Origin of the sequence: Falsirhodobacter deserti (assembly GCF_004015795.1) — a bacterium.
Lineage (GTDB): Bacteria > Pseudomonadota > Alphaproteobacteria > Rhodobacterales > Rhodobacteraceae > Falsirhodobacter > Falsirhodobacter deserti.
Window position 1 is genome coordinate 1,477,570 of the sequence record NZ_ML137218.1, and the last position, 22,687, is coordinate 1,500,256.

The window sequence follows — 22,687 nt, forward strand, 5'->3', positions numbered from 1 at the left end:
GAACGACCGGGGAACATATGCCTTGAGCTCTCAATCCAACAGAGCCCGACACTGCCATGTCTGCGCACCACGGATCATCTCCGTCTTCCTGCCCACCTGGCCGACGGATCGGCTGCGGCGGCAGGACGATACGCCTTCGGATAGGCCGCTGATCATCGCCAGGCGGGTCGACAACCACCGTGTGGTCACGGCCCCCAACGAAGTCGCCCTGACCCTCGGGCTGCGCGTCGGCATGCCGGTGAGCAAGGCGCACGCGCTGGTGCCGGATCTGCTGATCGAACCCGCGAACCCGCAGGCGGATGCGGAGAGCCTCGGGCGGCTCGGCCTCTGGGTGCTGGAACGCGTCAGCCCAATGGTTGCGGTGGATCCGCCGGGCGGCCTCGTGATCGACTCCGCCGGCGCATCATCCTTGACGCAGGCATGATCGCCGTGCGCGGCCGGGTGCAGCGCGAGGGCGAGGTCGTGCACCTGGTTGCGCAACATGTCGCGGGCCTGTCCGCTGATCTTGGAAGCGTGGGGGAGCGCGGCGCCGCCTTCAAGCTACCGCCTGGACGCGGTGACGGCTTCCACATCGCCCCTCCGCACCCGATCCGCGTGTGATGCCATCCGAGGGGCTCCGCGCGCGGGACAAGTATATCCGCGAACTGCATCACGAGGCGATTCACGTGAGAACGCGGGATTTTCGATAGCTTCACGACCGGCACGAGCGGGGCTACATCAGCAGGCTGGACTGCTTCACTCCGCTTCGCATTTTAAGCCGCCGGTGCCTGAGGCCTCCGGACGATATTCCCTCTGTCTCTCCGCGGGCACCTACGGCTACGTTGCCCCGGCCGCTCTCAGACCCTTCGGACGAAAAAGCCGCTGGCCGCTCACCGACGCGAAAGCCCCTAAGCCGCCGTTCGCGGTATGGCTGCCGACCAAGGGTTAAACGCTCCAGTTCGGCACAAGCCGACATCCAGTAATGGATCTCGACGCTGCGGGGCGGCCTGTCAAAGCAGATGTGCGCTGCAATAGCAAACTATCGAGGCATCGAAAGCAGCATTGCAACACACGTCAGTTGGAAACTGTCCTTGGGCGGCATAGGTCTTCTGTGATGAATATTCGCGTGAAGATGATCATGATCACTTTGGAACCAACAATTTCACAGATTGAAAAACTTCTTGAAGAAAACACAGAAGCCAGCGTGACCTATGCCGCTCTTGAGTGCCGTCTGGCTATCGAGAGAATTTGCTATGAACGTCTACGGTTAGTGCATGACTAAATTTCTCACGATGATCTGAGGAAATGGCAGCCGAGCGATATAGTGAAGACTCTTATTCAGGAGGTTGATGTCAAAGCCGCCGGGACCCTTACGCTGTCTATCGCGCGGGGACCTGTGCCAGAGGGTTCGCCTCCGCCCACTCGTGAGGATTACGAGGCCATGGATTGGCTTCCTGTCGGCACTCAAGTCGGCTTCTCCCCCAGCAAGCTTGGAAAGTTGTGGAACGGGCTTGCGAAACTCGCCCTACACATCGAAATTCCGACCTCTAAAGACGCGACCGTCAACCAATACGGTGACATTCAAGCGATAGCGTCTAAGGTCAAACAGGCTCTTGCAGAAATCAAGAGAATTTCCGAAGGCACATTGATGTCTTCTGGCATGGGCGAGGAAGTTTCCTTCGAATGTATCTGCGGTTCAAAAAACAAGCGACGGCTTGAACTGTTAAAGGAAGGGCAGTCCATTAACTGCATAAACCCCGATTGTGATGAAAGCTATGACTACGTGCAGTCTGACATGTCCTTCGGGCGCAGAACCTTTGGGATTGTCTGTCGCGCATGTAGAGCATCCCGCGACATTCCTAAGCGAATAATTGAGAAGCTCAGGACCGATCAACACGTTCACTTCGATTGCGAAGGGTGCGGCGAAACCATTTATGTATCGTGGCGTCCCATGCAAGCACAGCGAACAAAATCGCCAAAGAAAGCTTGGCGCGACCAATCGGCTGTCGGTTCCTTGAAGCCGCTCTAAAGCAACCCCATCGCTGGAGCACGCTGCGCCACCGCAAACGGCAGCTTCGTCCCATCCGCTACTAGAACGTGTCCGAGCGGCCGCTCGTCCTTTCTGGGTGACAAAGCCGGGATAGCGCGTATGGCGCTCCATGAGTTTGCGGCCGCGCCAACTCCATCAGCCGATGAGTGTGCTGCGGTAAAGTTCATGGACAAAAGCCACATCCCCTTGTCCCGGCAGGGCCAGTGCGGCGTGGACCTCAAGAACATACGGACCGTCTGCGGGGAGCAGCCGCGCAAGAGTGGTGCGTCGCACGAGACCAGCGCTTTCGAGCAGCACTCCGAAAGGGACAGCCGTATGCAGCATCCGGTGCCGAACATCCTCCGGCAGCCCCCCAGGCAGATAGATGTTCACAGCGTTGGAAACAGCCGTATCCTGCCAGAGCAGGTCCACGCACCGGTGCCGTCTGCCATCCTCGGCCGCGCGATCTTCCAGAACCTGCGCCACAAGCCTTCCGGGCCCGAAACGCCGCACACACCAGTCGCGGAGCACGCCACTGGCCGTCGCACCCGACGTCAGACGAGCCCTCAGATCTTCGGCGGTGTGGTTCATCTGTCTTGAAGTTCCCCGATGAAACATCGGAGGCAGGCACAGTTCGGCGTCGGATCGGGTCTTGCAACGGCAGCCGAGTGCTGAAGCTTACGTATCATCATGGGGTTCCTTTCCGCTTTCATCGGGCCGTCGCACGTCTTAAGCATCCGATCTTCATCATACAGGGCCAGATCATGGCGCAGAAATCCACCATCCACAAAGTCGAGCTTTCCGTGTCCGACATGGATCGCCACTACTATGCGACCCATAAGCTGACCGTTGCCAAACATCCCTCGGAGACGGACGAGCGGTTGATGGTGCGCATTCTCGCTTTTGCCCTGAACGCCCACGAGCAGTTGGAGATGACCAAAGGCCTCTCGACGGATGACGAGCCGGACATCTGGCAGAAGACCCTGAGCGGGGAACTTGAACTCTGGGTTGCTTTGGGACTTCCAAGCGAAAAAGTTGTTCGTCAGTCCTGCAGCAAATCCAAAGAGGTCATCCTCTATTGCTACGGTGGACGAACGACCGAGATCTGGTGGGAGAAGATCAGGAGCAGCACCACTCGGTTCGCCAACCTTCAGGTTGTGAACATATCCGAGAGGGAGTCCGCTGCACTTGGAAAACACGCCAGCCGCTCCATGAAAGTGCAGGTCAACGTTCAGGACGGCGATGTGATGGTCAGCGTGGACGGCAGTATCATCTACGTCACGCCGGTCGAATGGAAGAGTGCTGGCTGATTGAGGAAGCGACGTGCCTATCGGTGTCCGATGACCGATGTCTCATTGCGGAGGCAGGCTGTCGGCACCTGCCGGGAGAAATGACTTCATACGGCGAATGATGTCAATCGGCCTCCAAAAGGAACCCCCTATCGGCGTGCAAAAGGGACCCCATTGGGGTGTGGTAGCTGGCCCGATGCGGCGTAGCTTCCATATCGCGCAGCCGTGTCGGGCCAGCGGGTCACCGGGTGTCACGCACGGGTCTTGAAGCGCCAGCTTTCGTTGCCGGTCTCGACGATGTCGCAATGGTGGGTGATACGATCGAGCAGTGCGGTTGTCATCTTTGCGTCGCCGAAGACGGCGGGCCATTCCCCGAAGGCGAGATTGGTGGTCACGATGATCGAGGTTCGCTCGTAGAGGCGACTGACGAGGTGGAACAGGAGCTGGCCGCCGGTCTGGGCAAAAGGAAGGTAGCCGAGTTCATCGAGGACGAGGAAGTCGAGCCGACCGAGGATGTCGGCGGTGTGGCCTTGTCGATCATCGCGGGCCTCGGCATCGAGCTTGTTGACGAGGTCGACGACATTGAAGAAGCGGCCACGGGCGCCGTTGCGGATACAGGCGCGGACGATGCTGACGGCGAGATGGGTCTTGCCGGTTCCGGTGCCGCCGATCAGCACCACGTTGCGCTGCTGCTCGAGGAAGTCGCCTGAGGTGAGGTCCCGGACCAAGGTCTCGTTGACCGGCGTGCCCTCGAACTGGAACTCGTCAATCTCCTTGGCCAGCGGCAGCTTCGCCACCGTCATCTGATACCTGATTGAGCGGGCCCGCTTCTCGCTGATCTCGGCCTGGAGCAGGTCACCGATCACCCGTTGGGGTTCGTGCTGGCGCTTCACCGCAGTGGTGAGGATCTCGTCATAGGCAGCCTTCATGCCGTAGAGCTTGAGTTGGCCCATCGTGTCGAGGATCTGCGATCTTTGCATGGTCGGTGCTCCTGAGGGTATCGTATCGGGCGCAGTCGGCGACGGGTTCGTGGGCCAGCTTCAGCGCTTCCGGGGTGGCGATCGGTGCGGGCGGCTTGGGTTCGCGGCGGCGGGCGAGGATGTTGAGAATGACATCGGCGGAATGGACACCTTCGCCGAGCGCTTCGGTGCAGGCAGCTTCGACGGCGTCCGTACCGTCGCTCAGCAAGGCGGCGAGAATCTCGACCATCTGGCGATCCCCGCCCGGGATCCGTTCCAGTTTCCGCCGGACACGGCGCATGGCGGGCGGCAAATCCCAGTCCTTGAACGGTGCCCCGTTCCGTAGTGCGCCGGGCTTGCGCGCAAGCACAGGGAGGTAGTGCAGCGGGTCGTAGACGGCATGATCCCGTCCGAAGGCGCGGGCATGTCTGCCGACCACCTGACCATCCTGCCAGAACTCGACCCGATCAGCGTAGGCGCGGATCTCGACCGGGCGCCCGACGGCGCGGGCGTCCACCGAGTAGCGGTTACGGTCGAACCGCACGAGGCAGGTCTTGGAGACCGAGGCGGGCACGGCATGGAAGCCGTCGAAAGGGCCGACATAGGGCACCAGGCGCGGACGCTCGGCCTCGAAGACCTCCCAGGTAGTCTTGTCCCGGATCTCGGTATGGGGATTGGCCTTTGCCCAGGCGATGCAGCGGTCCTGAAGCCAGGCGTTGAGTTCGGCATAGCTCCTGAACTTCGGCCTGGGCACGAAGAACCGCCGCCGGATCACCCCGACCTGGTTCTCGACCTGGCCCTTCTCCCAGCCGGAGGCCGGGGTGCAGGCGACTGGTTCGAAGAGGTAGTGCCCGCTCATCTGCTGGAACCGGCGGTTGTAGGCCCGGTTCTTACCGACGAAGATCGTGTCCACCGCGGTCTTCATGTTGTCGTAGATGCCCCGTGTGCAGGTGCCGCCGAAGAAGGCGAACGCCTTGTCGTGGGCGTCGAACACCATCTCCCGGGTCTCGCGGGGATAGGCTCGGACGAAGACCATCCTGCTGTGGCACAGCCGGACGTGGGCCACCTTGATCGTGGTGGTCACCCCGTCGATGATCGCGACCTCGTGGCTCCAGTCGAACTGGAAGGCTTCCCCGGGATCGAAGCTGAGCGGCACGTAGGCTGCGGCGGAGGCCTCGGCCTCCGATTGCGACCAGCTCGCGGCGTAGCGCCGGACAGCATCATAGCCGCCTTCGTAGCCCAGGGCCCGGAGCTCCTCGAAGATCCGGATGCGGGTCAGACGCTCACGCTTCGGACGACGGGCATTCTCGACGAGCAGGCGGTCAAGTTCATCGCGCCACGGCCCGATCTTCGGCTGGGGCTGCACGGTGCGCTCGTAGCTGAACTCGGTGGCCCCGGAGCGGATTACCTTCCGGACCGTCTTCCGCGACACGCCCAACTCGCGGCAGATCTCCTTGATTGGCTTGCCATCCTGAAAATGCCAACGCCGGATCTTCGCGATCGTCTCCACAACCAACATCCCAAAAGCCGCTCCCGATTTGCCTCGGAAGCACGATGGACCACCGCATCAGGGGGGTCCCTTTTGGAAGCCGATCACCCCAATACGGGGTCCTTTTTGCATGCCGGTTCACAAATGACCGCTTCGTCCCATCCCGATACCTTTGGTGGTGACGCTTCAGGGATGATGTTCCTTCGAAGCGCCACCCTATGCGCTCGCATGCGAATATCCGTGATTGGGGCGACATCCGATGTGCCATGATGTATGGCTGGCGGGCGTCCCGAAGAACGGCAAGCCGAAAGGTCCCGCACCATGATACCCGAGTTCAAGATCATCTCCTTCTCCGACACGGCCCTCGTCCACTTCGCCGCCGTGCAGATGGTTGCCGACGAGCGCCGAGAGCTCGCGATCCACGAGGAGGACGGGCAGGTCGTATTCACGCTCGCCAACATGGGCCACGACGACCGCCCCGAGCAGGCGGGCTTCACGGACCAGGAGTTCGACACGCTCAACGAGGCCTACGAGCACCTGGCGCTCCTTCTGGGCAAGGACACCTGAGCCACGGAAGCGCCGCCCTCTACACGCCTTCGAGCGGGAGCCAAAACCTGACGAGCGGAACTCCTCCCATCGTGAGGATCCGATCGCGTGCTGATCGACACGCATATCATGGGCAGATTGCGCGAAGCTCCGGTTCGGCAGACACCCACTTCCTGACGCTGAAGGTCTGCTTCGTCCCATCCTCGACTGCACGACCGGCGCTAGGCAGTCGTGCAGCACCGACACTCGGAGCCCAGAGCGGTCATTGACCTGACCCTTCCCGCCGCCCATACCGCATGGAAACGAAAGGAGAACCCATGCGCCGTGGCAGCTTCGAGCACGACGACCTCATCTTCTCGTTCCTCGACGGCGGCGGCGACGGAAAGCCGCTGCTTGCCTTGCATGGACACTGGATGGGCGCGTCCGATTTCGAGGATCTTGCGGCTGACCTCGCGCCAGCTTGGAGGGTGGTGGCCCTAGATCAGCGCGGCTTCGGTGAAAGCGATCATACGGATCGGCATGCGTTGCCAGCCTACATCAGCGATGCCGTAGCTCTTCTGGATCACCTTGGCATCATCGATCCGGTGCCCGTGATTGGTCATTCCTTTGGCGGCATCGTCGCTTACCATATGGCCGCGCAGCACCCCGAACGTGTCGAGTGCATGGTCATCGAGGACATCGGTGTTGAGATCGCCGATGACTCCGCACCCTTCGTCGCGCCTTGGGCGGGCATCTATAGGCGGCGCGAGGAGCTGGAGGCCAAGCTGGGCCCGCGCCTTGCCCCCTACCTGCAACGGTCCATCGAACGACGCCCCGAAGGGTGGCAGCTCAACTTCGACCCGGATGAGTTCCTGCGCTCAGAGCAGGCTACGAATGGCGATCATTGGGGCGTTTGGCTCGCCAGTGAATGTCCCGCACTAGTCGTCGGGGGCCGGGCAAGCCGGGTTTGCAATGCCGAGCACCTGAAGGCGATGGCCGACCGGCGAAAGGACACGATGCTTGTCATGCTGGACGCAGGACACTCGGTCCATGTGGATGCGCGAAAGGATTTTGGGGTGTTGTGCCAGCAGTTCTTGGAACGCGGGGCATAGCAGTAGGCGAACGGCAGCTTCGTCCCATCCTCGACTGCACGACCGGCGCTAGGCAGTCGTGCAGCACCGAAACTCGGAGCCCTTAGCAGTCCTTCGTCATCCGGTAGGATGAGAGGCTTAGACCTCCCCTAGTTCTCCACGGTGTCTGGCATTCGATCACGTATCCAGCGGCCTGATAAAAAGGCACAGCGGAAGCCGCCGCATCAAGGATGATCTTCTTGACCCCGCTTTGGCGCATGCGTCCTTCAGCCGTCGAAAGCAATTTGCTCGCCACGCGTTGGCGCGACCATTGTGGATGGACGAAAAGCCCTGCGATCTCGTTATCCATGTAAGAGCAAAAGGCGGCGAGGGTATCCGCGCAGATGGCGGCGACAAACGTCTCGCCGGCGTCCATGGAGTTTACATAGCCGCTTGAGGTAAGGCCAAACGCCCAACTCTCGCACTCGCCCTCCGTGTAGGCTTCGCGTCCAAGTGTTCCGATCGCGGCTTGATGCACAGCCAGAAGTGCATCTGCATCGTCGTGTGTCGCGTCTCTGATGATAACGGTGCTCATTCGAGTAGCTTAACAAGCTCGGCGAGTTCGGCAATCCGGCGCACGAACGTCCGGTAATGGGATGTGCCGGCTGCTCCCCCCAGCGTTGTGTTATCCTGAACGGGATCACCGCATCGAAAGGAGTAGTAGCCATGCGCGTGAAGAAAGCGGGACATCTTGAAGACTTGGCCGTAGTCGGCATCGACATCGGCAAGGACACATTTCACCTGGTCGGTTTTGACTGCGGCGGTCAGCTGGTCTTGCGCCAGCAGATCAGGCGGCAGGCGCTGCCCGCCGTCTTCGACGGCCTGCCACGTTGCATCGTTGGCATGGAGGCCTGCCTCAGCGCCCACGTCGTCAGCCGAACGTTGCGGGCGATGGGCTTCGAGCCGCGGATCATCCCGGCGATCTACGTGAAGCCGTTCAACAAGGGCCAGAAGAACGATTACAACGACGCGGAGGCCATCGCCGAAGCGGCGCTGCGCCCGAACCTGCGGACGGTATCAGAGAAGAGCCAAGACCAGCTTGATCTTCAAGCGCTGCATCGCGTTCGGGCCCGCCTCGTGTCCCGCCGCACCGCGACCATAAACCAGATACGCGCCTTCCTGATCGAGCAGGGTATCACTGTTCGTCCCGGTCTGCGGGCGCTGGACAACTCGTTCGACAACATCCTCGAACAGCGTCACCACGAGATATCTCCAAGGATGCGTGCCATCCTGATAGGGCTGCGCGATGACTGGCGCTGGCTGGACGGGCGGATCGAGGGGGTCTCGGCCGAGATCGTGGAGGTCAGCAAAGCCGAGGAGAACTGCGCCAATGTCATGACGATCCCCGGCATCGGCCCGATGATCTCGACAGCACTGGTTGCCGCGATTGGAAAGGGCGAAGCTTTCGACCGCGGCCGCGACTTCGCCGCTTGGGTCGGGCTGGTGCCCCGTCAGTTCAGCACCGGCGGGCGCACGGTCCTTGGCCGGATCACCAAGCGAGGTAGTCGATACCTCCGGATGCTGTTTGTTCAGGCCGCCAAGGTCATCATGATGCGCCCACACCGATGGCCTGTGTTCAGCTTCGGCGCCTGGCTGACCGACGCCGCCGCGCGCTTACCCCACAACAAGGCCGCCATCGCACTGGCCAACAAGTTGGCCCGCACCGCATGGAGCATCCTGAGGCACGGCACCCGCTTTGATGTCATAGAAGATAGAGACATGGCCGCGGAAGCGATCTGATCGCACCCCCGGCCTTCACGGAGTTCGCAGGAGAGAGAACAGCATGGAACGGAGAACATACGCCCCCAGAGTCTGATGGGACAATGGGTCATGACCGACCTGTCCGCTATGTAGACCACGGCGCGTCCGCAACCCCAGAATGGCCACGGCCCGCGAGCCGAGACACAGGCCGCATACATATGAGCGACTTCCGCAAACCACGCTGAAAATCTCGATTGCGAACAGCAGCCGGCACATACAATTGTCCCATCCTCGACTGCACGACTAGCGCTCGACGCAGCCGGCGCAGCACCCGCATTCAGACTCGGGGCCGACATTGCGCCTTATGGGATGTTCTCATAAGGTTCCGGTGATCAGCACGGAGATTGCATGTCGGCGTCAGCGAGCACCACGTCTGGAGACCGCCTTCCACTCGCTGTCTCCTCGATCATCCTGACTGTTCTGGCGTTGTCTCTCGGGGATGCCCTCATAAAGATGACCAGCGGCAGCTTTGTCATCTGGCAAATCTTTGTCCTCCGATCACTGATCTTGCTTCCGATCCTTGGGTGCCTTGCGTTCTCATTGGGGAGCCTTCGTGTGCCTGCGGCTATAGGTTGGGTCACACTGCGAAGCCTGATGCTTATAGCCATGTGGGTGTCCTATTACCTTTCCCTGCCGAAGCTTTCCCTCCCGGCGGCGGCAGCGGCCTATTACACGCTTCCGATCTTCATCATCCTGTTCTCGGCCATTTTCATTGGCGATCGTATCTCGAAGACCGGATGGTTCGCCGTTGTCCTCGGTTTCCTGGGCGTTCTGCTGATCCTTCGACCGAAAGCAGATGATTTTAACGCCTATGCTCTCCTGCCGCTGATTTCCGCCATGCTGTATGCCGGGGCCATGATCGTGACGCGAACCCGGTGCCGCGATGAACATCCGTTAAGCTTATCTTTGGCTCTGAACATCGGCTTCATCATCGTCGGAGGCGTTGCTGCTGGGATCATACTTCTCCTGCCGATGGAGCTGAGGCAGGGCTTTTTGCTGTCGCCTTGGACGCCGATGGGGCAAGCCGAGTGGATCTCGATGGGGCTTCTGGCCGCCGCCATCCTGATTGGCAGCGTCGGCGCGGCCATTGCTTATCAGAACGGCCCACCTGCGGTGATCGGCGCTTTCGACTTCGCTTACGTCGGTTTTGCTGTCATTTGGGGTATCGTGTTTTTCAACGAGGCGCCTGACGTGATTGCGTCCATTGGCATGATCATGATCGTCGGGGCGGGCGTGCTGTCCTTGCGGCAATGAATGTCGGAAATTTCCTATCCTCGACTGCACATCCGGCGCCAGGCGCGAACGAGCAGCCTCGACGTTCGGAGCCTGAAGCGAGCTTCGGTGCCAGCCGCTGGACGGCTGACGCCTGTGCTGGGCGAACACGGCCGCCAGGCCGGCACACCCCCTATCAGACCTGTTGCATTCCGCCGTCGACGAACAATTCCACGCCTGTGATGAAGCTCGCCTCGTCGCTGAGAAGGAAAAGCGCGGCAGAGGCAACTTCACTTGGGCGCGCCATGCGTCCCATTGGGATGGTGGCAACGATGGCTGCGCGAACGTCGTCTGGAACAGCCGCCATCATCTCGGTATCCGTAGATGCGGGTGCCAGAACGTTGACGCGGATGCCGCGAGAGACCAGCTCGGCCGTCCAGGTGCGGGCGTAAGCGCGGACAGCCGCCTTTGTCGCACCATATGTGGCATAGTCGGCAATGCCCGCGCTCCCGGCGACCGATCCCATCAGGACTACGGAGCCGCCTTCACGCATGAGGGGAACCGCTGCCTGAAGCCCGAACACCAGTCCCTTCACGTTGACGGAGAAAAGACGGTCGAAATGTTCAGGTGTCATTTGGCCCAGTGATGCCGGCTCCGATATGCCTGCGTTGAGGACCAGCGCGTCTAGGTGCCCCTGCTCTTGCCTGATCGTCTGCACCACCTGCGCCAGATCATTGGCGTTGCTCGCGTCCGCGATGAGGCCGCGCGCGCCTTGGCCGATGGCCATCGCTGCGTGTTCGACATCCGCAGATCGCCGCCCGGTCAGATACACCTTTGCGCCTTCGGCGGCCAGCCGCTCGGCGATCGACCAACCGATCCCCTTTGCGCCACCAACGACCAGCGCGATCTTGTCCGTCATGCGTCCCATGATCCTGTCCTCATACTGGGGCATCATTCTAACGTCCGGGCGGCCTGCGCGATCACTTCGGCCACCTCGTCGGGGCTCGTCATCGGCAGCATGTGGCCGTTCTCGATCTCGACGACAGTCGAACCCGCGCGTTTGGCCATGCGGCGCTGCAGATCGGTTGCGATGACCCGGTCCTCGGTGGCGATGACGGCCCAGCTCGGTTTGCCGCTCCAGGCCGCAACATCAACCTCATGCGCGAGGTTTGCCGAGTTGGTCATCGGCTGGGACCTTGCGGCGAAGCGGGCGTCTTCGTCGGAAAGGCCGTTGCCGTTCAGCGCGACGAATGCGTCTTCACGGACCAGGAAATGCCCATCGTCAAAGATTCTGAGCTTGTCGGCCGTAAACTCCGTCGGCTCCGAGGCCAGCAGCATGTTGGCGCTTTCCCCGGTGTCCGGCTGGAACGATGCGACATAAACGAGGCCCTTCACGTTCGGGTCGCCACCGGCTTCGGTGATTATCACACCGCCATAGGAATGACTGACAAGCAGCATCGGGCCATCTTGAGCGTTAAGGTTTCTCTGAACCGCCGCGACATCATCCTCGACGGATGTCATCGGCATTTGAGAGATCGTGACGTTGAAATCTTGTGCGATCAGCCGGTCGTAGACCTCTCGCCAGGTGCTGCCATCGACGTTCCCCCCGTGAACCAAAACGATGTTCTGAACGTCAGCGGCGGCCACGCCCGGCAGCGCAATCATGGTGCCGAGTGCTACGCTTCCAGACAGGAAAAGACTGTGGAAATTTATCATTGTCGGTGTCTCTGTCGTTGCTGAATGATACCTGAAAGCGAGATAGCCATGCCCTCTGTCGATCACTATACTGATTGAAGTGATAGCGCTTATCAGCGGAGCCTATGAATGGATCGTCGCGATCTTCCCGACCTGCAATTGTTCCAGGTGGTGGCCGAGGAGGGCAGCTTTACCCGCGCTGCTCTGCGGCTCGGACGCGCGCAGTCGGGGATCAGTCAGGCGATCGCCGCGCTGGAACAGCGCATCGGCCTGCCCCTGCTGGCGCGGACAACGCGCAATGTGCGTCCGACCGAGGCCGGACAGCGTCTTCTAAACTCGTTGAACCCGGCCCTGCGGCTGATCGAGGATGGGCTGACCGAGCTAAGGGAGGCGCGCGGCGGCGTGGTCGGCACCCTACGCCTGACGTCAATCGAATACCCGGCAAGGGCGATCATGATCCCCGCGCTGTCGGGATTCATGGAGCAATATCCAAACGTGATCGTCGATCTGCGCATCAGCGACCAGCTGACCGACATCGTCGAGGCCGGGTTCGATGCCGGCATCCGGATGGGTGCGCATCTGGAGCAGGACATGTCGGCAGTGCCCCTCGGTCCCGACCTGCGCGCGGTGGTCATCGGCTCGCCCGACTACTTCGCCCGACGCGGGGTTCCGAAGCGTCTGGAGGACCTCGCCGACCATGCCTGCCTGAACTATCGACATGCGAGCCACAGCGATCTGTTCCGATGGTCGTTCAGACAAGGCGAACGTCGTATCGAGATGGCGGTCAAAGGTCCGCTGATCGCCGACGACGCCCATGTGCTGATCGAGGCCGCACTGGCAGGGCAAGGGCTGATCTACCTGTTCGAGCCCTTCGTCTCGGAGCATCTGGCGACGGGCCGTCTTCGGACCTGCCTCGAAGAGTTTTGCCCGCTCTGGTCAGGCTATCATCTCTACTACCCTGGCAGGAATCAGAAATCCGCCGCGCTTGCGGCGCTGGTCGAATACCTCCAGTCCAGAAAGCTGCGATGAGTGACGCTTATCCGATCATTGGCGCCGACGAATGGCCGCTTCATCCCAGCATTGACCAACGAGACGGTCAAGGCAGGCCAGACCTCATGAATAGTGGCTATTTCGACTCTGACTGGCGGAATGAAGTGCGGAGCGTGACAGGACTCCGCACGTGGTCGATCATGGCGCGCAGCTTGGGCGCGACATTCCGCCGGCTGGGATAGAACAGATAGAACCCTGCAAAAGGCGGCAGGAACGGTTCGAGAACCGGGATGAGGCTTCCCGTCGCAATATGGGGTGCGAAGCTTTCTTCCATCCCGAAGGTGATGCCACCGCCGGCCAGCGCCGTGCGGATCATGAGCTGCATGTCGTTGGTCGTCAGATGGGCGGGAACGGCCACGTCGAAGGCGCGACCGTTCTCCTCGAATTCCCACCGGTAGGGCGCGCGGCCCGGCGCAGGGCGCCAGCCGATGCAGCGATGCGCCGTCAGCTCGCGCGGATGGGTGGGGGTGCCGTGGGCGGCAAGGTATCCAGGTGCGGCAACGGCGATCTGGCGCTGCTCGCCGGTCAATGGCACGGCGATCATGTCCTGCGCGATCACCTCGCCAAGACGCACGCCTGCGTCGAACCCCTCCGCCACGATGTCGAACTCGGCATCGGCCACGGTAACGTCCAGAGTGATGTTGGGATATGCTTGGATGAAGCTGGCGACCAGCGGGCCGGACAGGAACCGCTCTGCGATGGAGGTGACGGCGATGCGCAGCGTTCCGCGTGGTGTGTCGGTCGCCAGATCTTCGAGCGCCGCACCGATTTCCGCAAAGGGATTGGCGATGGCCGCATGCAACCCCGCCCCCGCCTCGGTCAGACTGACGCTGCGGGTGGTGCGGTGGACAAGGGCGAGGCCGCGCTGATCCTCTAGCCGGCGGATGCCCTGGCTGATGGCGGAGCGTGTTACGCCCAGTCGTTCGGCGGCGGCAGTGAAGTTGCCCGCCTCGGCCACAGCAAGGAAGATGCGCAGGAGGTTCAAATCCATTGGTTAGCCTGGCTGGACAGTTTGTTGATCACTGGGCGGATACCGCGCTCAAGTGCTCGCGTCTACCTTCGCCTCATCAACAAAGGAGACGAAGATGGACAAGGTAATCCTGATCACCGGCGCATCGAGCGGCATCGGCGAAGGCATCACGCGCGAGTTGGCAGCCACAGGGGCGAAACTGATGATCGGCGCGCGGCGGATGGACCGGCTGGCAGCGCTGGCTGACAAATTGGGCGGCAACATCCGCTTCCGTGAACTGGATGTGACGCGGGCCGATGATGTTGCCGCCTTCGCAGAGGCGGCGCGGGCCGAATGGGGCCGGGTCGATGCCATCATCAACAATGCGGGGGTGATGCCGCTCTCGCCCATGGCCGCAACGAAGGTCGCGGAGTGGGACCGGATGGTGGACGTGAACATCAAGGGCGTGCTCTACGGCATAGCTGCGGTCCTGCCCGAGATGACGGGACGCGGGTCGGGCCATATCATCAACATCGGCTCGATCGGTGCCCTTTCGGTCTCGCCTACGGCGGCAGTCTACTGTGCGACGAAATATGCCGTCCGTGCGATCTCCGACGGGCTTCGTCAGGAGAATCCTGACATCCGCGTGACCTGCATCCATCCCGGCGTTGTGGAAAGCGAGCTTGCCGACAGCATCACCGATCCCGTCGCGGCGGAAGGCATGAAAGCCTACCGTGCCATCGCCCTGAAGCCCGATGCCATCGCCCGCGCGGCCCGTTTCGCGCTGGAACAGCCCGAGGATGTCGATGTGAACGAGATCGTCATCCGCCCCACCCGCTCGGTGTGAGAGGACGCATCATGGACCTGAACATCCCAGCCATCGTCGTGGCAGACGACGTTGCGGCGCATCCCTATGCCGGAATGTGGATCACCGCAGATAACCACATCCGGCATGAGCTTCTTCAGAACGGCCGCTACATCGAGGCACGCGGCACGCGCGAGGCCGCCTACACAGGCCGATACACGGTAACCGGTGACCGAATCGAATATCGGGACGATACCGGCTTCACTGCCGATGGAGATTTCGTGGAAGGCGTCCTCTATCACGGCAGCATGGTGCTGCGTCGGTGATGGAAACGGGTGCCGACAACCCTGTATTCACAAGCGTGCAAGTTCAAGACAGTCCCATTGATCTGTCTCGAATGTCGGCTCAGTCCCATCCCGATCACCTTTGGTGGTGACGCTTCAGGGATACTGTTCCTCCGGGGCGCCACCCTATGCGCTTCATAACAGAAACCGCGCAATTCTGCGTCGGCAGACGATGCGCTGGCATGCGAAGATCCGCGATCGGGCGACATCGAATGTGCCATGATGTATGGCTGGCGGGCGTCCCGAAGAATGCCAAGCTGAAAGGTCCCGCACCATGATACCCAAGTTCAAGATCATCTCCTTCTCCGACACGGCCCTCGTCCACTTCGCCGCCGTGCAGATGGTTGCCGACGAGCGCCGAGAGCTCGCGATCCACGAGGAGGACGGGCAGGTCGTATTCACGCTCGCCAACATGGGCCACGACGACCGCCCCGAGCAGGCGGGCTTCACGGACCAGGAGTTCGACACGCTCAACGAGGCCTATGAGCACCTGGCGCTCCTCCTGGGCAAAGACACCTGAGCCGCGGGAGCGCCGCCCCATGTGCCCATAGCGGTTTCGGCGCCTTCCGACCCGCCTTCATCCGTTCCTGATCCCGTGCAACCATGGCTCTCAGTCTCCTCCGGCGCTGACGCCGAGATGGGGTGCCGCTCGAGGCGCGGGTTGGGGCTATAAAGCAACCTTTTGGGTTTTTGGGGCAATCCTATGCCGAAAGATATCCTTGAAATACCTGCCTGAAATTTCAAGCGCTGCAACGTCGCCAACGGCAGGCATGTCCCATCATCGACACCGACATGAGGTTCAGAGCCACGTCCCGTCGGTGCGGCGCTCAATGTCCCATCCTCTGTCGCGCGGCAGACCCTAGGCGCGGCCAGAGCAACACCGGCATTGAGCTCACGCTAACGTTCATCGTTGCCATGTAGATCTCTGGGCCACGCGACGTGACGCCAGCGGCAGAACGGGCGATGTCATCGGCCTGGCAAGCATTCTGGCTAACGAGCGTCTTTTGGTGCTGACAGCGACACGCAACAGAGGAGCATAGGGCGCCACTTCGATGGCGACCCAACCGGCATGAGGATGAGCGCAGGGCGCTTGTCTAGGACTTCGGTCTGCCCTTGCGGTGCCATCCTGACGCGCCACGTCCAAGCGGGTCTGCCCTGGAACGTGCCTGTAAGCCGGCGAAGGCCCATGGAGATCAAGCCTTTCCTCATGCCCATGCCTGCCCGATGCTGCAGGGGTCAGCCGGAGAACTTCGAAGATCGGGGAAGGTTCTGTCGTCAGGCGCCCTTGACGATGCGCCCCCGTAGCTTCGAGAGCTGGAAGCACGTCACTGGGACGCAGAATGCGCCTTCGCACTCCGAGGGAGGAGGTGCGCTTTCCGGGCTTCCATCATCGACCGCACCTACATTTCTGTAAGTACGGTCAAAGCGGGCATGGAACGCAAAGCTCAGCGAGCGAGACCCGCTTTCACGAGCCAGTCCACGGACCCATGGATGCTGTCCTTGTCCCGTAGTTCTAGGATGAGGCGCGGGTTCGACGGCAGTTCGGAGAGCGCAGCAAAGACGGAATGCCACAGGATGTTGCCCTCCCCTATGGCCCAGTGCCGATCCGCATGCCCGTCGGCGTCCTGCAGATGCACATGCTGCAGCCGGTCGCCTGCACGCCGGATGAAATAATCCACCGGCGGCGCGCCGGTCGATCCGTGCGCGTAATGCGCATGTCCCGTGTCGACCGAGACGGCCACGGCCGACGAGCCGAAGCTGTCGGCCAGTATGCGGCGGATGTCGGGATCCTTGTCCTCGATGTTCTCGATCACGAGGGTCACGCCGATCTCCTCAGCGCGACGCACCACGGGGCTCATGATCCGGTGACAGGTTTCCGTCACGCGGGCGTAGCGGGCGCGTCCCGGCTCGTTGTCAAGGTTGTTGAAGTCCCAAGTCGAATAAGGCGAGTGCACGACCATCTGCGTGGCGCCCAGATGCTCGCAAACCTCGAGCCCCTGCAGATGCTTGCGACGGACGAGGTCGCCCATCTCGATATCCGGGTTGGCGATGTTCAGGCCCCAGAAGGGGCCGTGAATCCCGAGGCGCCCCCCATATCCGGCAAGGCGTGCCTTGGCTTCCTCCGCCACGGCGCGCCAATCACCGTTCAGCAGGTCAGCGTCGCAGAAGTCCTGCAGTTCCAGATCACGATTTTCGGACAGCAGGAAATCGCGGTAGACGGGCAGCAGCCGGGTCGGGATCGCTATGCCGAGAAGCGGAAGATCGGTCATGTGTCAGGCCATTTTCTGAGAGGAGGGAATACGGGTGCGCAGCAGGGCCAGCAGCCCGTCTGTGCCATGCACGACATGATGGGCCCCGGCGGCCCGTAGACGGGCATCCTGTTCGGGACGATGATCGGACGGGCCGACGAACCCCACGGCCAGACAGCCCGCCGAGCGGGCGCAGGCGACGCCGTGCACATTGTCGTCAATGAAGATCGCATCTTCCGGCCGGATGCCGAGCTGACCTGCTGCGAACAGCGCCAGATCGGGCGCGGGCTTGGCACGGGCCACCTGCTCTGCCGAATAGACGTGTCTCCCGAACCGCCGCGGCAGCGGGGTGCGGCCAAGGGACAGGTCCAGCCGCCGGATCATGGAATTGGAGCAGACGGCCATCGGCACGTCGATAGCGTCCAGCACCGCCTCGATGCCGGGGATCAGCGGCACCTCATGCTCGAACATGGCAAACAGAATCCGGTCCACCTCGGCAAGGACCGCGCCGCCGTCGAGGCCGTTCGCCGTCATCCAGGCAAGGCTTTCGGCGTGCCCGTTGCCTGGAAAGATGGCCGCCGCGTCATCGGGCGTCATGGGCAGGCCGGCGGCGGTGATCGCCTGCGCCAAGGCGACGCAGCCCATCGGCTCGCTGTCGATCAGCACACCGTCGCAGTCGAAGAGGATCGCGCTCATCCGGCGAGGCTCCGCGCGAGGACGGGATCGTCCGACACGATGAAGCCGACATCGGTGCCGGCCCAGCGGCGGATGGTGTCCGCGTCGTTGATCGTCCAGACGGAGGTCGTCTCCATCGGGCGGATCGCGGCGATCGTGTCGATCTCGGCCTCGTAAAGCTCATGGTGGATGCCGACGATGTCGACCAGCCCGTCCACCTCGCCGAGGAAGGTCGCGATACCCCCCTGCCGGTCAGCCCAGTCCCGGTTGACGGAGATCAGGCGGCGGAAGCCGGGGGCCGTGTCGCGGATCTCGCGCACCACGGCGATGTCGAAGCTGTGCAGGACGCTGCGGTCGCGAAGGCCGTGGCGGTCCAGCACGGCCGCTGCCATCGCCGCCATGCCCGAATAGGAACGCCCGGCCTCGTCCCCCTTCAGCTCCACGTAAAGATCGGCGGAGCCTTGCCGCAGGATCTCCAAGGCTTCCTCGAAGGTAGGCACGCCTTCATCGATGGTCTTGCCGTCCGGCCCCTTCAGGCGCAGGGCGCGGCGGCTTTCATCCGTCAGCGCCCGCACGGGGCCGGTGCCGGTCGTCGTGCGATCCAGCATGGCATCGTGAATGACGACCAGTTGCCCCGCATCGGTCACGTGCAGGTCGAACTCTATCGCGTCGAAGCCGAGGGCCACCGTTTCGCGGAAGCCTAGAAGCGAGTTTTCAGCCCAGAGGTTGCGGGCACCCCGATGGGCCATGATCTTCGGCATGTAACTACCTTACCGTGGGGTCGAGCCTGTCGCGCAGCCAGTCGCCAAGGAGCGAGATGGACAGCGTGGTCAGCACGATGATGAGCGCGGGAGCGAGCATGATGTGGGGCGCGCGGGTCAGGTATTCCCGCCCGAACCCCACCATGTTGCCGAGCGAGGTTTGCGGCGGTTGCACCCCGAGGCCGAGGAAGCTGAGCCCGGATTCCATTAGGATGATCTCGGGGAAGGTCAGCGTCATCGAAACGATGAGGGTGGAGGCGACGTTCGGGAGGATGTGCTTCAGGTAAAGCCTGCGCGGCGTGGCTCCCAACTGCACCACCGCCGCAGCGTAACCCTGCGCCGAGGCGGAAATGGCAAGCCCGCGCGCGATGCGGGCATACCGCTCCCACCCGTAAAAGCCCATCAGGCAGACCAGCAGCACCATGGAGGTTCCGAAGAAGGCCAGCACCGACAGCGCCATGATCATGAAGGGCAGCGCGGCCTGAAAGTCGGCCAGTGACATCACGAAGTTCTCCACCCAACCCCGGAACTGCGCGGCAAGAAAACCCAGCGTCGTGCCGAACACCGCCGAAAGGATCGTGGCGCCGAAGGCGATGACCAGCGACACGCGGATCGACTGGACGAGGCGGGAAAAGACATCGCGCCCCAGCTCGTCCGTGCCGAGCCAGTGGCCAGGTGTGCCGATCGGCGCCAGGCGGGCCATGAGGTCCATCCTCGTGACCTCGTAGGGCCGGATCAGGTCGGCGAAGATGGCGGTGGCGACCATCAGCGTCAGCCACCCGATGGCGATGGCGACAAGAAGCGGCACGCGCAGGCGGATGCGGGTAAGAAGGCGGGGCTTTGCGATTGCGATCGTCATCGAACCCTCAATGCGCGGGGCGGGCGGACCGCAGGCGCGGGTCCAGCAGGCCATAGGTGAAGTCAACGAGGAGGTTCGCGATCACCATTGTCGCAGCGATCACCAGCAGCAGGCACTGCACCACCGCAAGGTCGCGGTTGGCAACGGACACGACGATCAGCCGCCCCACGCCGGGCCAGGAGAAGATGCTTTCCACCACCACGGCCCCCGCGATCAGCGAACCGAGCATGAAGCCCACGAGCGTGACGATGGGCACGGCGGCGTTCGGCAGCGCGTGCCGCCATACCACGTCGCGCCAGGGCAGGCCCTTGGCCATCGCGGTGCGGATGTATGGCTGGCCCAGCACCTCGATCATGGCCGAACGCGAGAAGCGCGCAAGGATGCCGATGCCGCCAATGGACATGGTCAGGATCGGCAGGATCGCATGGCGCCACGTATCCTGCCCACCCGAAGGCAGAAGATCGAAGGTGATGGAGAAGATCAGGACCAGCACCAGCCCCAGCACGAATGAGGGGATCGTGAAGCCGAAGATCGAGGCCATGATGACCCCCCGGTCGGCGATGCTTTCGCGATGGAGCGCCGCATAAACGCCTGCAGGGATGCCGATCGCCAGCTTCAGGACCAGCGCGGGAACGGTCAGCGCCAGCGTGGCAGGCACCCGCTCCATGACAAGGTCGATGGCCGCGGACCCGTCGCGCATGGAGACACCGAAGTCGCCCCGCAGGATCTGCCCCAGATAGGCGAGATACTGGCGCCACAGCGGATCGTCGAAGCCCCAGCGGGCGCGGAACGCGTCGATGGCATCCTGCGGTGCGTCGGGGCCGAGCATGATCTGCGCCGGATCGCCCGACAGGCGCAGCACGACGAAGGCAAAGGTCATGACCAGCAGGATCGTGAGCAGCGCGCGGGCAAGTTTGAGGAAGACGAAGCGGATCATGCGGCCTCCCGTTCGCTCAGGCATAGGCAGGCGGCGAGACGACCATCATGATGTTCCAGCGCAGGCTCGGTCGCGGCGCAGGCGGTGACAGCCGCGCGGCAGCGCGGATGGAAGGCGCAACCCGAAGGGCGGCAGGCGGGGTTCGGCGGCTCTCCGGGCAGGATGATGCGGCCTTCCAGTCCCTGTCCCACTTTCGGGATCGATGAGACGAGCGCCTGCGTGTAGGGGTGGCGCGGGTCCGAGAAGATCCGGTCGGAAAGCGCCTCCTCCACCACGCGGCCCAGATACATGACGGCCACGCGGTCGCAGATGTTGCGCACGACCTTCAGGTCATGGCTGATGAACACCATCGTCAACCCGTCCCGCTCCTGCAGGTCGCGCAGCAGGTTCACCACCTGCGCCTGGATCGACACGTCCAACGCCGAGACCGGCTCATCGCAGACAAGAAATCGCGGACGGCTTGCAAGGGCGCGGGCGATGACGACGCGCTGACGCTGCCCGCCCGACAGCTCGTGCGGATAGCTTCGCGCCTGATCGGGGCGCAGACCGACGCGGTCCATCAGTTCGGCCACGCGGTCCGCCGCGTTTGCACGATCGATGTCGTGGATCTCCAGCGGCTCCGCAATCTGGGCGCCGATCGTCATCCGGCGATCGAGCGCGGCAAGCGGGTCCTGGAAGATCAGCTGCATCTGGGCGCGCAGCTCGCGCCAGGCGGCGGTGCGCGGGGAAGGCATGGGCCGGCCCTGCCACAGAACCTCGCCTTGATGCGGGACTTCCAGACCAAGAAGCATCCGGCCGAGCGTCGATTTGCCGGAGCCACTCTCCCCCACGATGCCGAGGATTTCGCCCTCGCGCACCGACAGGTCGATTCCGTCCACCGCACGCACGGTATCGGCCTCGCCGAACAGCGACTTGCCGGTGACGTAGCGCTGGACCAGCCCGCGGGTCTGCAGAAGCGGGGTCATGCGAAGGCCTCCTCGCGCTGCGGGGCGGGAATGGGGTAGAAGCATGCGACTTCGCCGCCGTTCGGCTGCGGCTTCAGGTCGGGCTCCTCCATCCGGCAGAATCCGTTGGCGCGGACACAACGGGGCGAGAACGCGCAGCCCGCCGGAAGGGCCTTGGGATCGGGAACAGTTCCCTCGATCGGCGCAAGGCGCGCGCGTTCGGCATCCAGATCCGGGATCGCGTCAAAGAGGCCCCGCGTGTAGGGATGCATCGGCGCGCGGAACAGCGCCCCGATCTCCGCCCGCTCCACGATGCGGCCAGCATACATCACCGTCGCACGATCACAGATCGACGACACGGCGCCGAGGTCGTGGCTGATGAACACCATCGCCATCCCCGTCTCGTGCCGCAGGCGCGCCAGAAGGTCGAGGATCTGCGCCTGGATCGTGGCATCGAGCGCGGTCGTGGGCTCGTCTGCGATCAGGAGGTCCGGCTGCCCGGCCAGCGCCATGGCGATCATGATGCGCTGGCATTGCCCGCCGGAGAATTCGTGCGGGTAAAGGTCGATCCGCTTCGCCGCCGAGGGGATACCCACCATGTCCAAAAGGCGGATGGCCTCCGCCCTTGCAGCCGCACCCCGCAGCCCGCGGTGCAGCGCGAGGCTTTCGCCGATCTGCCGGCCGATCCGATGCACCGGATTGAGCGAAGAGGACGGGTCCTGAAAGATCATCGCGATGCGCGCGCCGCGCACCTTTTCGACCGCACGGCGGGAAGCCCCGATCAGCTCCTCCCCGTCCAGCGTGACGGAGCCGGTGACGCGCGCCTTTCCCGGAAGGAGACCGAGCGCTGCCAGCCAGGTGACTGACTTGCCGCAGCCCGACTCACCGACAAGCCCCACTGCTTCGCCCCTCGCGATATCGAGGTCGATGCCGTGCAGCACGGGCACGCCACTGAATGCGACGCGCAGATCGCGAATGGAAACGAAGGCCATCCCGCCCTCCTTCGTGGGTCAAATCGGGCACGGCGGGAGCGTTCGCCCGCCGTG

26 protein-coding genes are annotated in these 22,687 nt (G+C 62.8%); 12 read left to right on the forward strand and 14 right to left on the reverse strand.

All coding sequences use genetic code 11. The features are described 5' to 3' along the window. Positions 1 to 22 precede the first annotated feature (22 nt). The 3 genes from JX25_RS07375 to JX25_RS07385 all read left to right on the forward strand — a co-directional run bounded on the left by JX25_RS07375 (position 23) and on the right by JX25_RS07385 (position 2,008). Entirely contained in the window at positions 23 to 424 is a 402-nt protein-coding gene (locus tag JX25_RS07375) for a Y-family DNA polymerase (protein ID WP_128254389.1), read from the forward strand. Next, positions 421 to 600, forward strand: coding sequence for a hypothetical protein (locus tag JX25_RS07380; protein ID WP_206611533.1), 180 nt, complete (start codon positions 421 to 423; stop codon positions 598 to 600). Before JX25_RS07375 ends, JX25_RS07380 begins: the two co-directional genes overlap by 4 nt. 820 nt (positions 601 to 1,420) lie before the next feature. Continuing rightward, positions 1,421 to 2,008, forward strand: coding sequence for a hypothetical protein (locus JX25_RS07385; protein ID WP_128254390.1), 588 nt, complete (start codon positions 1,421 to 1,423; stop codon positions 2,006 to 2,008). 156 nt (positions 2,009 to 2,164) lie between these two features. Here JX25_RS07385 and JX25_RS07390 read toward each other — a convergent pair whose 3' ends face one another. Next, positions 2,165 to 2,599, reverse strand: coding sequence for a hypothetical protein (locus JX25_RS07390; RefSeq protein WP_128254391.1), 435 nt, complete (start codon positions 2,597 to 2,599; stop codon positions 2,165 to 2,167). A 173-nt stretch (positions 2,600 to 2,772) separates the two neighbouring features. Between JX25_RS07390 and JX25_RS07395 the strand changes: the two genes are divergently transcribed. Next, complete coding sequence (locus JX25_RS07395; RefSeq protein ID WP_128255212.1) at positions 2,773 to 3,318, forward strand: YaeQ family protein; 546 nt, start codon at positions 2,773 to 2,775, stop codon at positions 3,316 to 3,318. A gap of 230 nt (positions 3,319 to 3,548) precedes the next feature. Here the strand turns inward: JX25_RS07395 and istB are convergent, their stop codons facing one another. Both istB and istA read right to left on the reverse strand, forming a co-directional pair. Next, positions 3,549 to 4,277 (reverse strand): IS21-like element helper ATPase IstB, encoded by a 729-nt coding sequence (gene istB / locus JX25_RS07400; RefSeq protein WP_128253886.1) that lies wholly within the window; start codon positions 4,275 to 4,277, stop codon positions 3,549 to 3,551. Then, positions 4,210 to 5,775, reverse strand: a complete 1,566-nt coding sequence (gene istA / locus JX25_RS07405) for an IS21 family transposase (RefSeq protein WP_128253885.1) — start codon at positions 5,773 to 5,775, stop codon at positions 4,210 to 4,212. The genes istB and istA overlap by 68 nt, the downstream gene beginning before the upstream one ends. Positions 5,776 to 6,066: 291 nt before the next feature. Here istA and JX25_RS07410 point away from each other — a divergent pair, with 291 nt between their 5' ends. Then, positions 6,067 to 6,312, forward strand: a complete 246-nt coding sequence (locus JX25_RS07410) for a hypothetical protein (RefSeq protein WP_128254392.1) — start codon at positions 6,067 to 6,069, stop codon at positions 6,310 to 6,312. Between the two features lie 296 nt (positions 6,313 to 6,608). Beyond that, positions 6,609 to 7,382, forward strand: coding sequence for an alpha/beta fold hydrolase (locus JX25_RS07415; protein ID WP_128254393.1), 774 nt, complete (start codon positions 6,609 to 6,611; stop codon positions 7,380 to 7,382). 82 nt (positions 7,383 to 7,464) lie between these two features. Here the strand turns inward: JX25_RS07415 and JX25_RS07420 are convergent, their stop codons facing one another. Beyond that, positions 7,465 to 7,935, reverse strand: a complete 471-nt coding sequence (locus tag JX25_RS07420) for a GNAT family N-acetyltransferase (RefSeq protein WP_128254394.1) — start codon at positions 7,933 to 7,935, stop codon at positions 7,465 to 7,467. Positions 7,936 to 8,066: 131 nt separating this feature from the next. On the opposite strand from JX25_RS07420, the gene JX25_RS07425 reads away from it, so the two are divergent. Both JX25_RS07425 and JX25_RS07430 read left to right on the forward strand, forming a co-directional pair. Next, a complete protein-coding gene (locus tag JX25_RS07425; protein WP_128254395.1) occupies positions 8,067 to 9,140 on the forward strand; it encodes an IS110 family RNA-guided transposase in 1,074 nt (357 codons plus the stop codon). Positions 9,141 to 9,509: 369 nt separating this feature from the next. After that, positions 9,510 to 10,415, forward strand: a complete 906-nt coding sequence (locus JX25_RS07430; protein ID WP_128254396.1) for a DMT family transporter — start codon at positions 9,510 to 9,512, stop codon at positions 10,413 to 10,415. 154 nt (positions 10,416 to 10,569) lie between these two features. On the opposite strand, the gene JX25_RS07435 is transcribed toward JX25_RS07430, so the two are convergent. Next, on the reverse strand, positions 10,570 to 11,301 hold the full coding sequence (locus JX25_RS07435) for an SDR family NAD(P)-dependent oxidoreductase (RefSeq protein ID WP_128254397.1): 732 nt from the start codon (positions 11,299 to 11,301) through the stop codon (positions 10,570 to 10,572). 23 nt (positions 11,302 to 11,324) lie between these two features. Further along, on the reverse strand, positions 11,325 to 12,089 hold the full coding sequence (locus JX25_RS07440; RefSeq protein WP_241557879.1) for an alpha/beta hydrolase: 765 nt from the start codon (positions 12,087 to 12,089) through the stop codon (positions 11,325 to 11,327). A gap of 108 nt (positions 12,090 to 12,197) precedes the next feature. Between JX25_RS07440 and JX25_RS07445 the strand changes: the two genes are divergently transcribed. Continuing rightward, a complete protein-coding gene (locus tag JX25_RS07445) occupies positions 12,198 to 13,097 on the forward strand; it encodes a LysR family transcriptional regulator (RefSeq protein ID WP_128254398.1) in 900 nt (299 codons plus the stop codon). Positions 13,098 to 13,194: 97 nt separating this feature from the next. Here JX25_RS07445 and JX25_RS07450 read toward each other — a convergent pair whose 3' ends face one another. Further along, positions 13,195 to 14,109 (reverse strand): LysR family transcriptional regulator, encoded by a 915-nt coding sequence (locus JX25_RS07450; RefSeq protein ID WP_128254399.1) that lies wholly within the window; start codon positions 14,107 to 14,109, stop codon positions 13,195 to 13,197. A gap of 94 nt (positions 14,110 to 14,203) precedes the next feature. On the opposite strand from JX25_RS07450, the gene JX25_RS07455 reads away from it, so the two are divergent. The 3 genes from JX25_RS07455 (at position 14,204) to JX25_RS07465 (ending at position 15,736) form a co-directional block, all read left to right on the forward strand. Next, positions 14,204 to 14,914, forward strand: a complete 711-nt coding sequence (locus JX25_RS07455) for an SDR family oxidoreductase (protein WP_128254400.1) — start codon at positions 14,204 to 14,206, stop codon at positions 14,912 to 14,914. A gap of 11 nt (positions 14,915 to 14,925) precedes the next feature. Beyond that, positions 14,926 to 15,198: an Atu4866 domain-containing protein gene (locus JX25_RS07460; RefSeq protein ID WP_128254401.1), complete on the forward strand. Its 273-nt coding sequence runs from the start codon at positions 14,926 to 14,928 to the stop codon at positions 15,196 to 15,198. A 292-nt stretch (positions 15,199 to 15,490) separates the two neighbouring features. Beyond that, positions 15,491 to 15,736, forward strand: coding sequence for a hypothetical protein (locus tag JX25_RS07465; protein WP_128254402.1), 246 nt, complete (start codon positions 15,491 to 15,493; stop codon positions 15,734 to 15,736). Between the two features lie 925 nt (positions 15,737 to 16,661). Here the strand turns inward: JX25_RS07465 and JX25_RS07470 are convergent. From JX25_RS07470 to JX25_RS07500, 7 genes are read right to left on the reverse strand one after another with little or no spacing between them, the layout of a single operon-like run. Further along, a complete protein-coding gene (locus tag JX25_RS07470; protein ID WP_128254403.1) occupies positions 16,662 to 17,486 on the reverse strand; it encodes a sugar phosphate isomerase/epimerase family protein in 825 nt (274 codons plus the stop codon). Between the two features lie 3 nt (positions 17,487 to 17,489). Then, entirely contained in the window at positions 17,490 to 18,161 is a 672-nt protein-coding gene (locus tag JX25_RS07475) for an HAD family hydrolase (RefSeq protein WP_128254404.1), read from the reverse strand. Next, a complete protein-coding gene (locus tag JX25_RS07480) occupies positions 18,158 to 18,901 on the reverse strand; it encodes a glycerophosphodiester phosphodiesterase family protein (RefSeq protein ID WP_128254405.1) in 744 nt (247 codons plus the stop codon). The genes JX25_RS07475 and JX25_RS07480 overlap by 4 nt, the downstream gene beginning before the upstream one ends. A 4-nt stretch (positions 18,902 to 18,905) precedes the next feature. Continuing rightward, the gene (locus JX25_RS07485) at positions 18,906 to 19,760 is read right to left on the reverse strand and encodes an ABC transporter permease (protein WP_128254406.1); all 855 of its coding nucleotides are present in this window, start codon (positions 19,758 to 19,760) and stop codon (positions 18,906 to 18,908) included. Positions 19,761 to 19,767: 7 nt separating this feature from the next. Then, positions 19,768 to 20,697: an ABC transporter permease gene (locus JX25_RS07490; RefSeq protein ID WP_128254407.1), complete on the reverse strand. Its 930-nt coding sequence runs from the start codon at positions 20,695 to 20,697 to the stop codon at positions 19,768 to 19,770. Next, the gene (locus JX25_RS07495) at positions 20,694 to 21,662 is read right to left on the reverse strand and encodes an ABC transporter ATP-binding protein (protein ID WP_128254408.1); all 969 of its coding nucleotides are present in this window, start codon (positions 21,660 to 21,662) and stop codon (positions 20,694 to 20,696) included. Before JX25_RS07495 ends, JX25_RS07490 begins: the two co-directional genes overlap by 4 nt. Further along, positions 21,659 to 22,633, reverse strand: a complete 975-nt coding sequence (locus tag JX25_RS07500; protein ID WP_128254409.1) for an ABC transporter ATP-binding protein — start codon at positions 22,631 to 22,633, stop codon at positions 21,659 to 21,661. The genes JX25_RS07495 and JX25_RS07500 overlap by 4 nt, the downstream gene beginning before the upstream one ends. Between the last annotated feature and the right edge of the window lie 54 nt (positions 22,634 to 22,687).

Excerpts from the sequence above, each read along its gene's own strand:
- JX25_RS07380 (WP_206611533.1), top strand. The coding sequence starts at position 421 with ATGATCGCCGTGCGCGGCCGGGTGCAGCGCGAGGGCGAGGTCGTGCAC.
- JX25_RS07455 (WP_128254400.1), top strand. The coding sequence starts at position 14,204 with ATGGACAAGGTAATCCTGATCACCGGCGCATCGAGCGGCATCGGCGAA.
- JX25_RS07440 (WP_241557879.1), bottom strand. The coding sequence starts at position 12,089 with ATGATAAATTTCCACAGTCTTTTCCTGTCTGGAAGCGTAGCACTCGGC.
- JX25_RS07495 (WP_128254408.1), bottom strand. The coding sequence starts at position 21,662 with ATGACCCCGCTTCTGCAGACCCGCGGGCTGGTCCAGCGCTACGTCACC.
- JX25_RS07475 (WP_128254404.1), bottom strand. The coding sequence starts at position 18,161 with ATGAGCGCGATCCTCTTCGACTGCGACGGTGTGCTGATCGACAGCGAG.
- JX25_RS07465 (WP_128254402.1), top strand. The coding sequence starts at position 15,491 with ATGATACCCAAGTTCAAGATCATCTCCTTCTCCGACACGGCCCTCGTC.
- JX25_RS07445 (WP_128254398.1), top strand. The coding sequence starts at position 12,198 with ATGGATCGTCGCGATCTTCCCGACCTGCAATTGTTCCAGGTGGTGGCC.
- JX25_RS07500 (WP_128254409.1), bottom strand. The coding sequence starts at position 22,633 with ATGGCCTTCGTTTCCATTCGCGATCTGCGCGTCGCATTCAGTGGCGTG.
- JX25_RS07425 (WP_128254395.1), top strand. The coding sequence starts at position 8,067 with ATGCGCGTGAAGAAAGCGGGACATCTTGAAGACTTGGCCGTAGTCGGC.
- JX25_RS07385 (WP_128254390.1), top strand. The coding sequence starts at position 1,421 with ATGGATTGGCTTCCTGTCGGCACTCAAGTCGGCTTCTCCCCCAGCAAG.
- JX25_RS07390 (WP_128254391.1), bottom strand. The coding sequence starts at position 2,599 with ATGAACCACACCGCCGAAGATCTGAGGGCTCGTCTGACGTCGGGTGCG.
- JX25_RS07460 (WP_128254401.1), top strand. The coding sequence starts at position 14,926 with ATGGACCTGAACATCCCAGCCATCGTCGTGGCAGACGACGTTGCGGCG.
- JX25_RS07450 (WP_128254399.1), bottom strand. The coding sequence starts at position 14,109 with ATGGATTTGAACCTCCTGCGCATCTTCCTTGCTGTGGCCGAGGCGGGC.
- JX25_RS07430 (WP_128254396.1), top strand. The coding sequence starts at position 9,510 with ATGTCGGCGTCAGCGAGCACCACGTCTGGAGACCGCCTTCCACTCGCT.
- JX25_RS07395 (WP_128255212.1), top strand. The coding sequence starts at position 2,773 with ATGGCGCAGAAATCCACCATCCACAAAGTCGAGCTTTCCGTGTCCGAC.
- JX25_RS07490 (WP_128254407.1), bottom strand. The coding sequence starts at position 20,697 with ATGATCCGCTTCGTCTTCCTCAAACTTGCCCGCGCGCTGCTCACGATC.
- JX25_RS07410 (WP_128254392.1), top strand. The coding sequence starts at position 6,067 with ATGATACCCGAGTTCAAGATCATCTCCTTCTCCGACACGGCCCTCGTC.
- JX25_RS07420 (WP_128254394.1), bottom strand. The coding sequence starts at position 7,935 with ATGAGCACCGTTATCATCAGAGACGCGACACACGACGATGCAGATGCA.
- JX25_RS07435 (WP_128254397.1), bottom strand. The coding sequence starts at position 11,301 with ATGGGACGCATGACGGACAAGATCGCGCTGGTCGTTGGTGGCGCAAAG.
- istA (WP_128253885.1), bottom strand. The coding sequence starts at position 5,775 with ATGTTGGTTGTGGAGACGATCGCGAAGATCCGGCGTTGGCATTTTCAG.
- istB (WP_128253886.1), bottom strand. The coding sequence starts at position 4,277 with ATGCAAAGATCGCAGATCCTCGACACGATGGGCCAACTCAAGCTCTAC.
- JX25_RS07480 (WP_128254405.1), bottom strand. The coding sequence starts at position 18,901 with ATGCCGAAGATCATGGCCCATCGGGGTGCCCGCAACCTCTGGGCTGAA.
- JX25_RS07470 (WP_128254403.1), bottom strand. The coding sequence starts at position 17,486 with ATGACCGATCTTCCGCTTCTCGGCATAGCGATCCCGACCCGGCTGCTG.
- JX25_RS07485 (WP_128254406.1), bottom strand. The coding sequence starts at position 19,760 with ATGACGATCGCAATCGCAAAGCCCCGCCTTCTTACCCGCATCCGCCTG.
- JX25_RS07415 (WP_128254393.1), top strand. The coding sequence starts at position 6,609 with ATGCGCCGTGGCAGCTTCGAGCACGACGACCTCATCTTCTCGTTCCTC.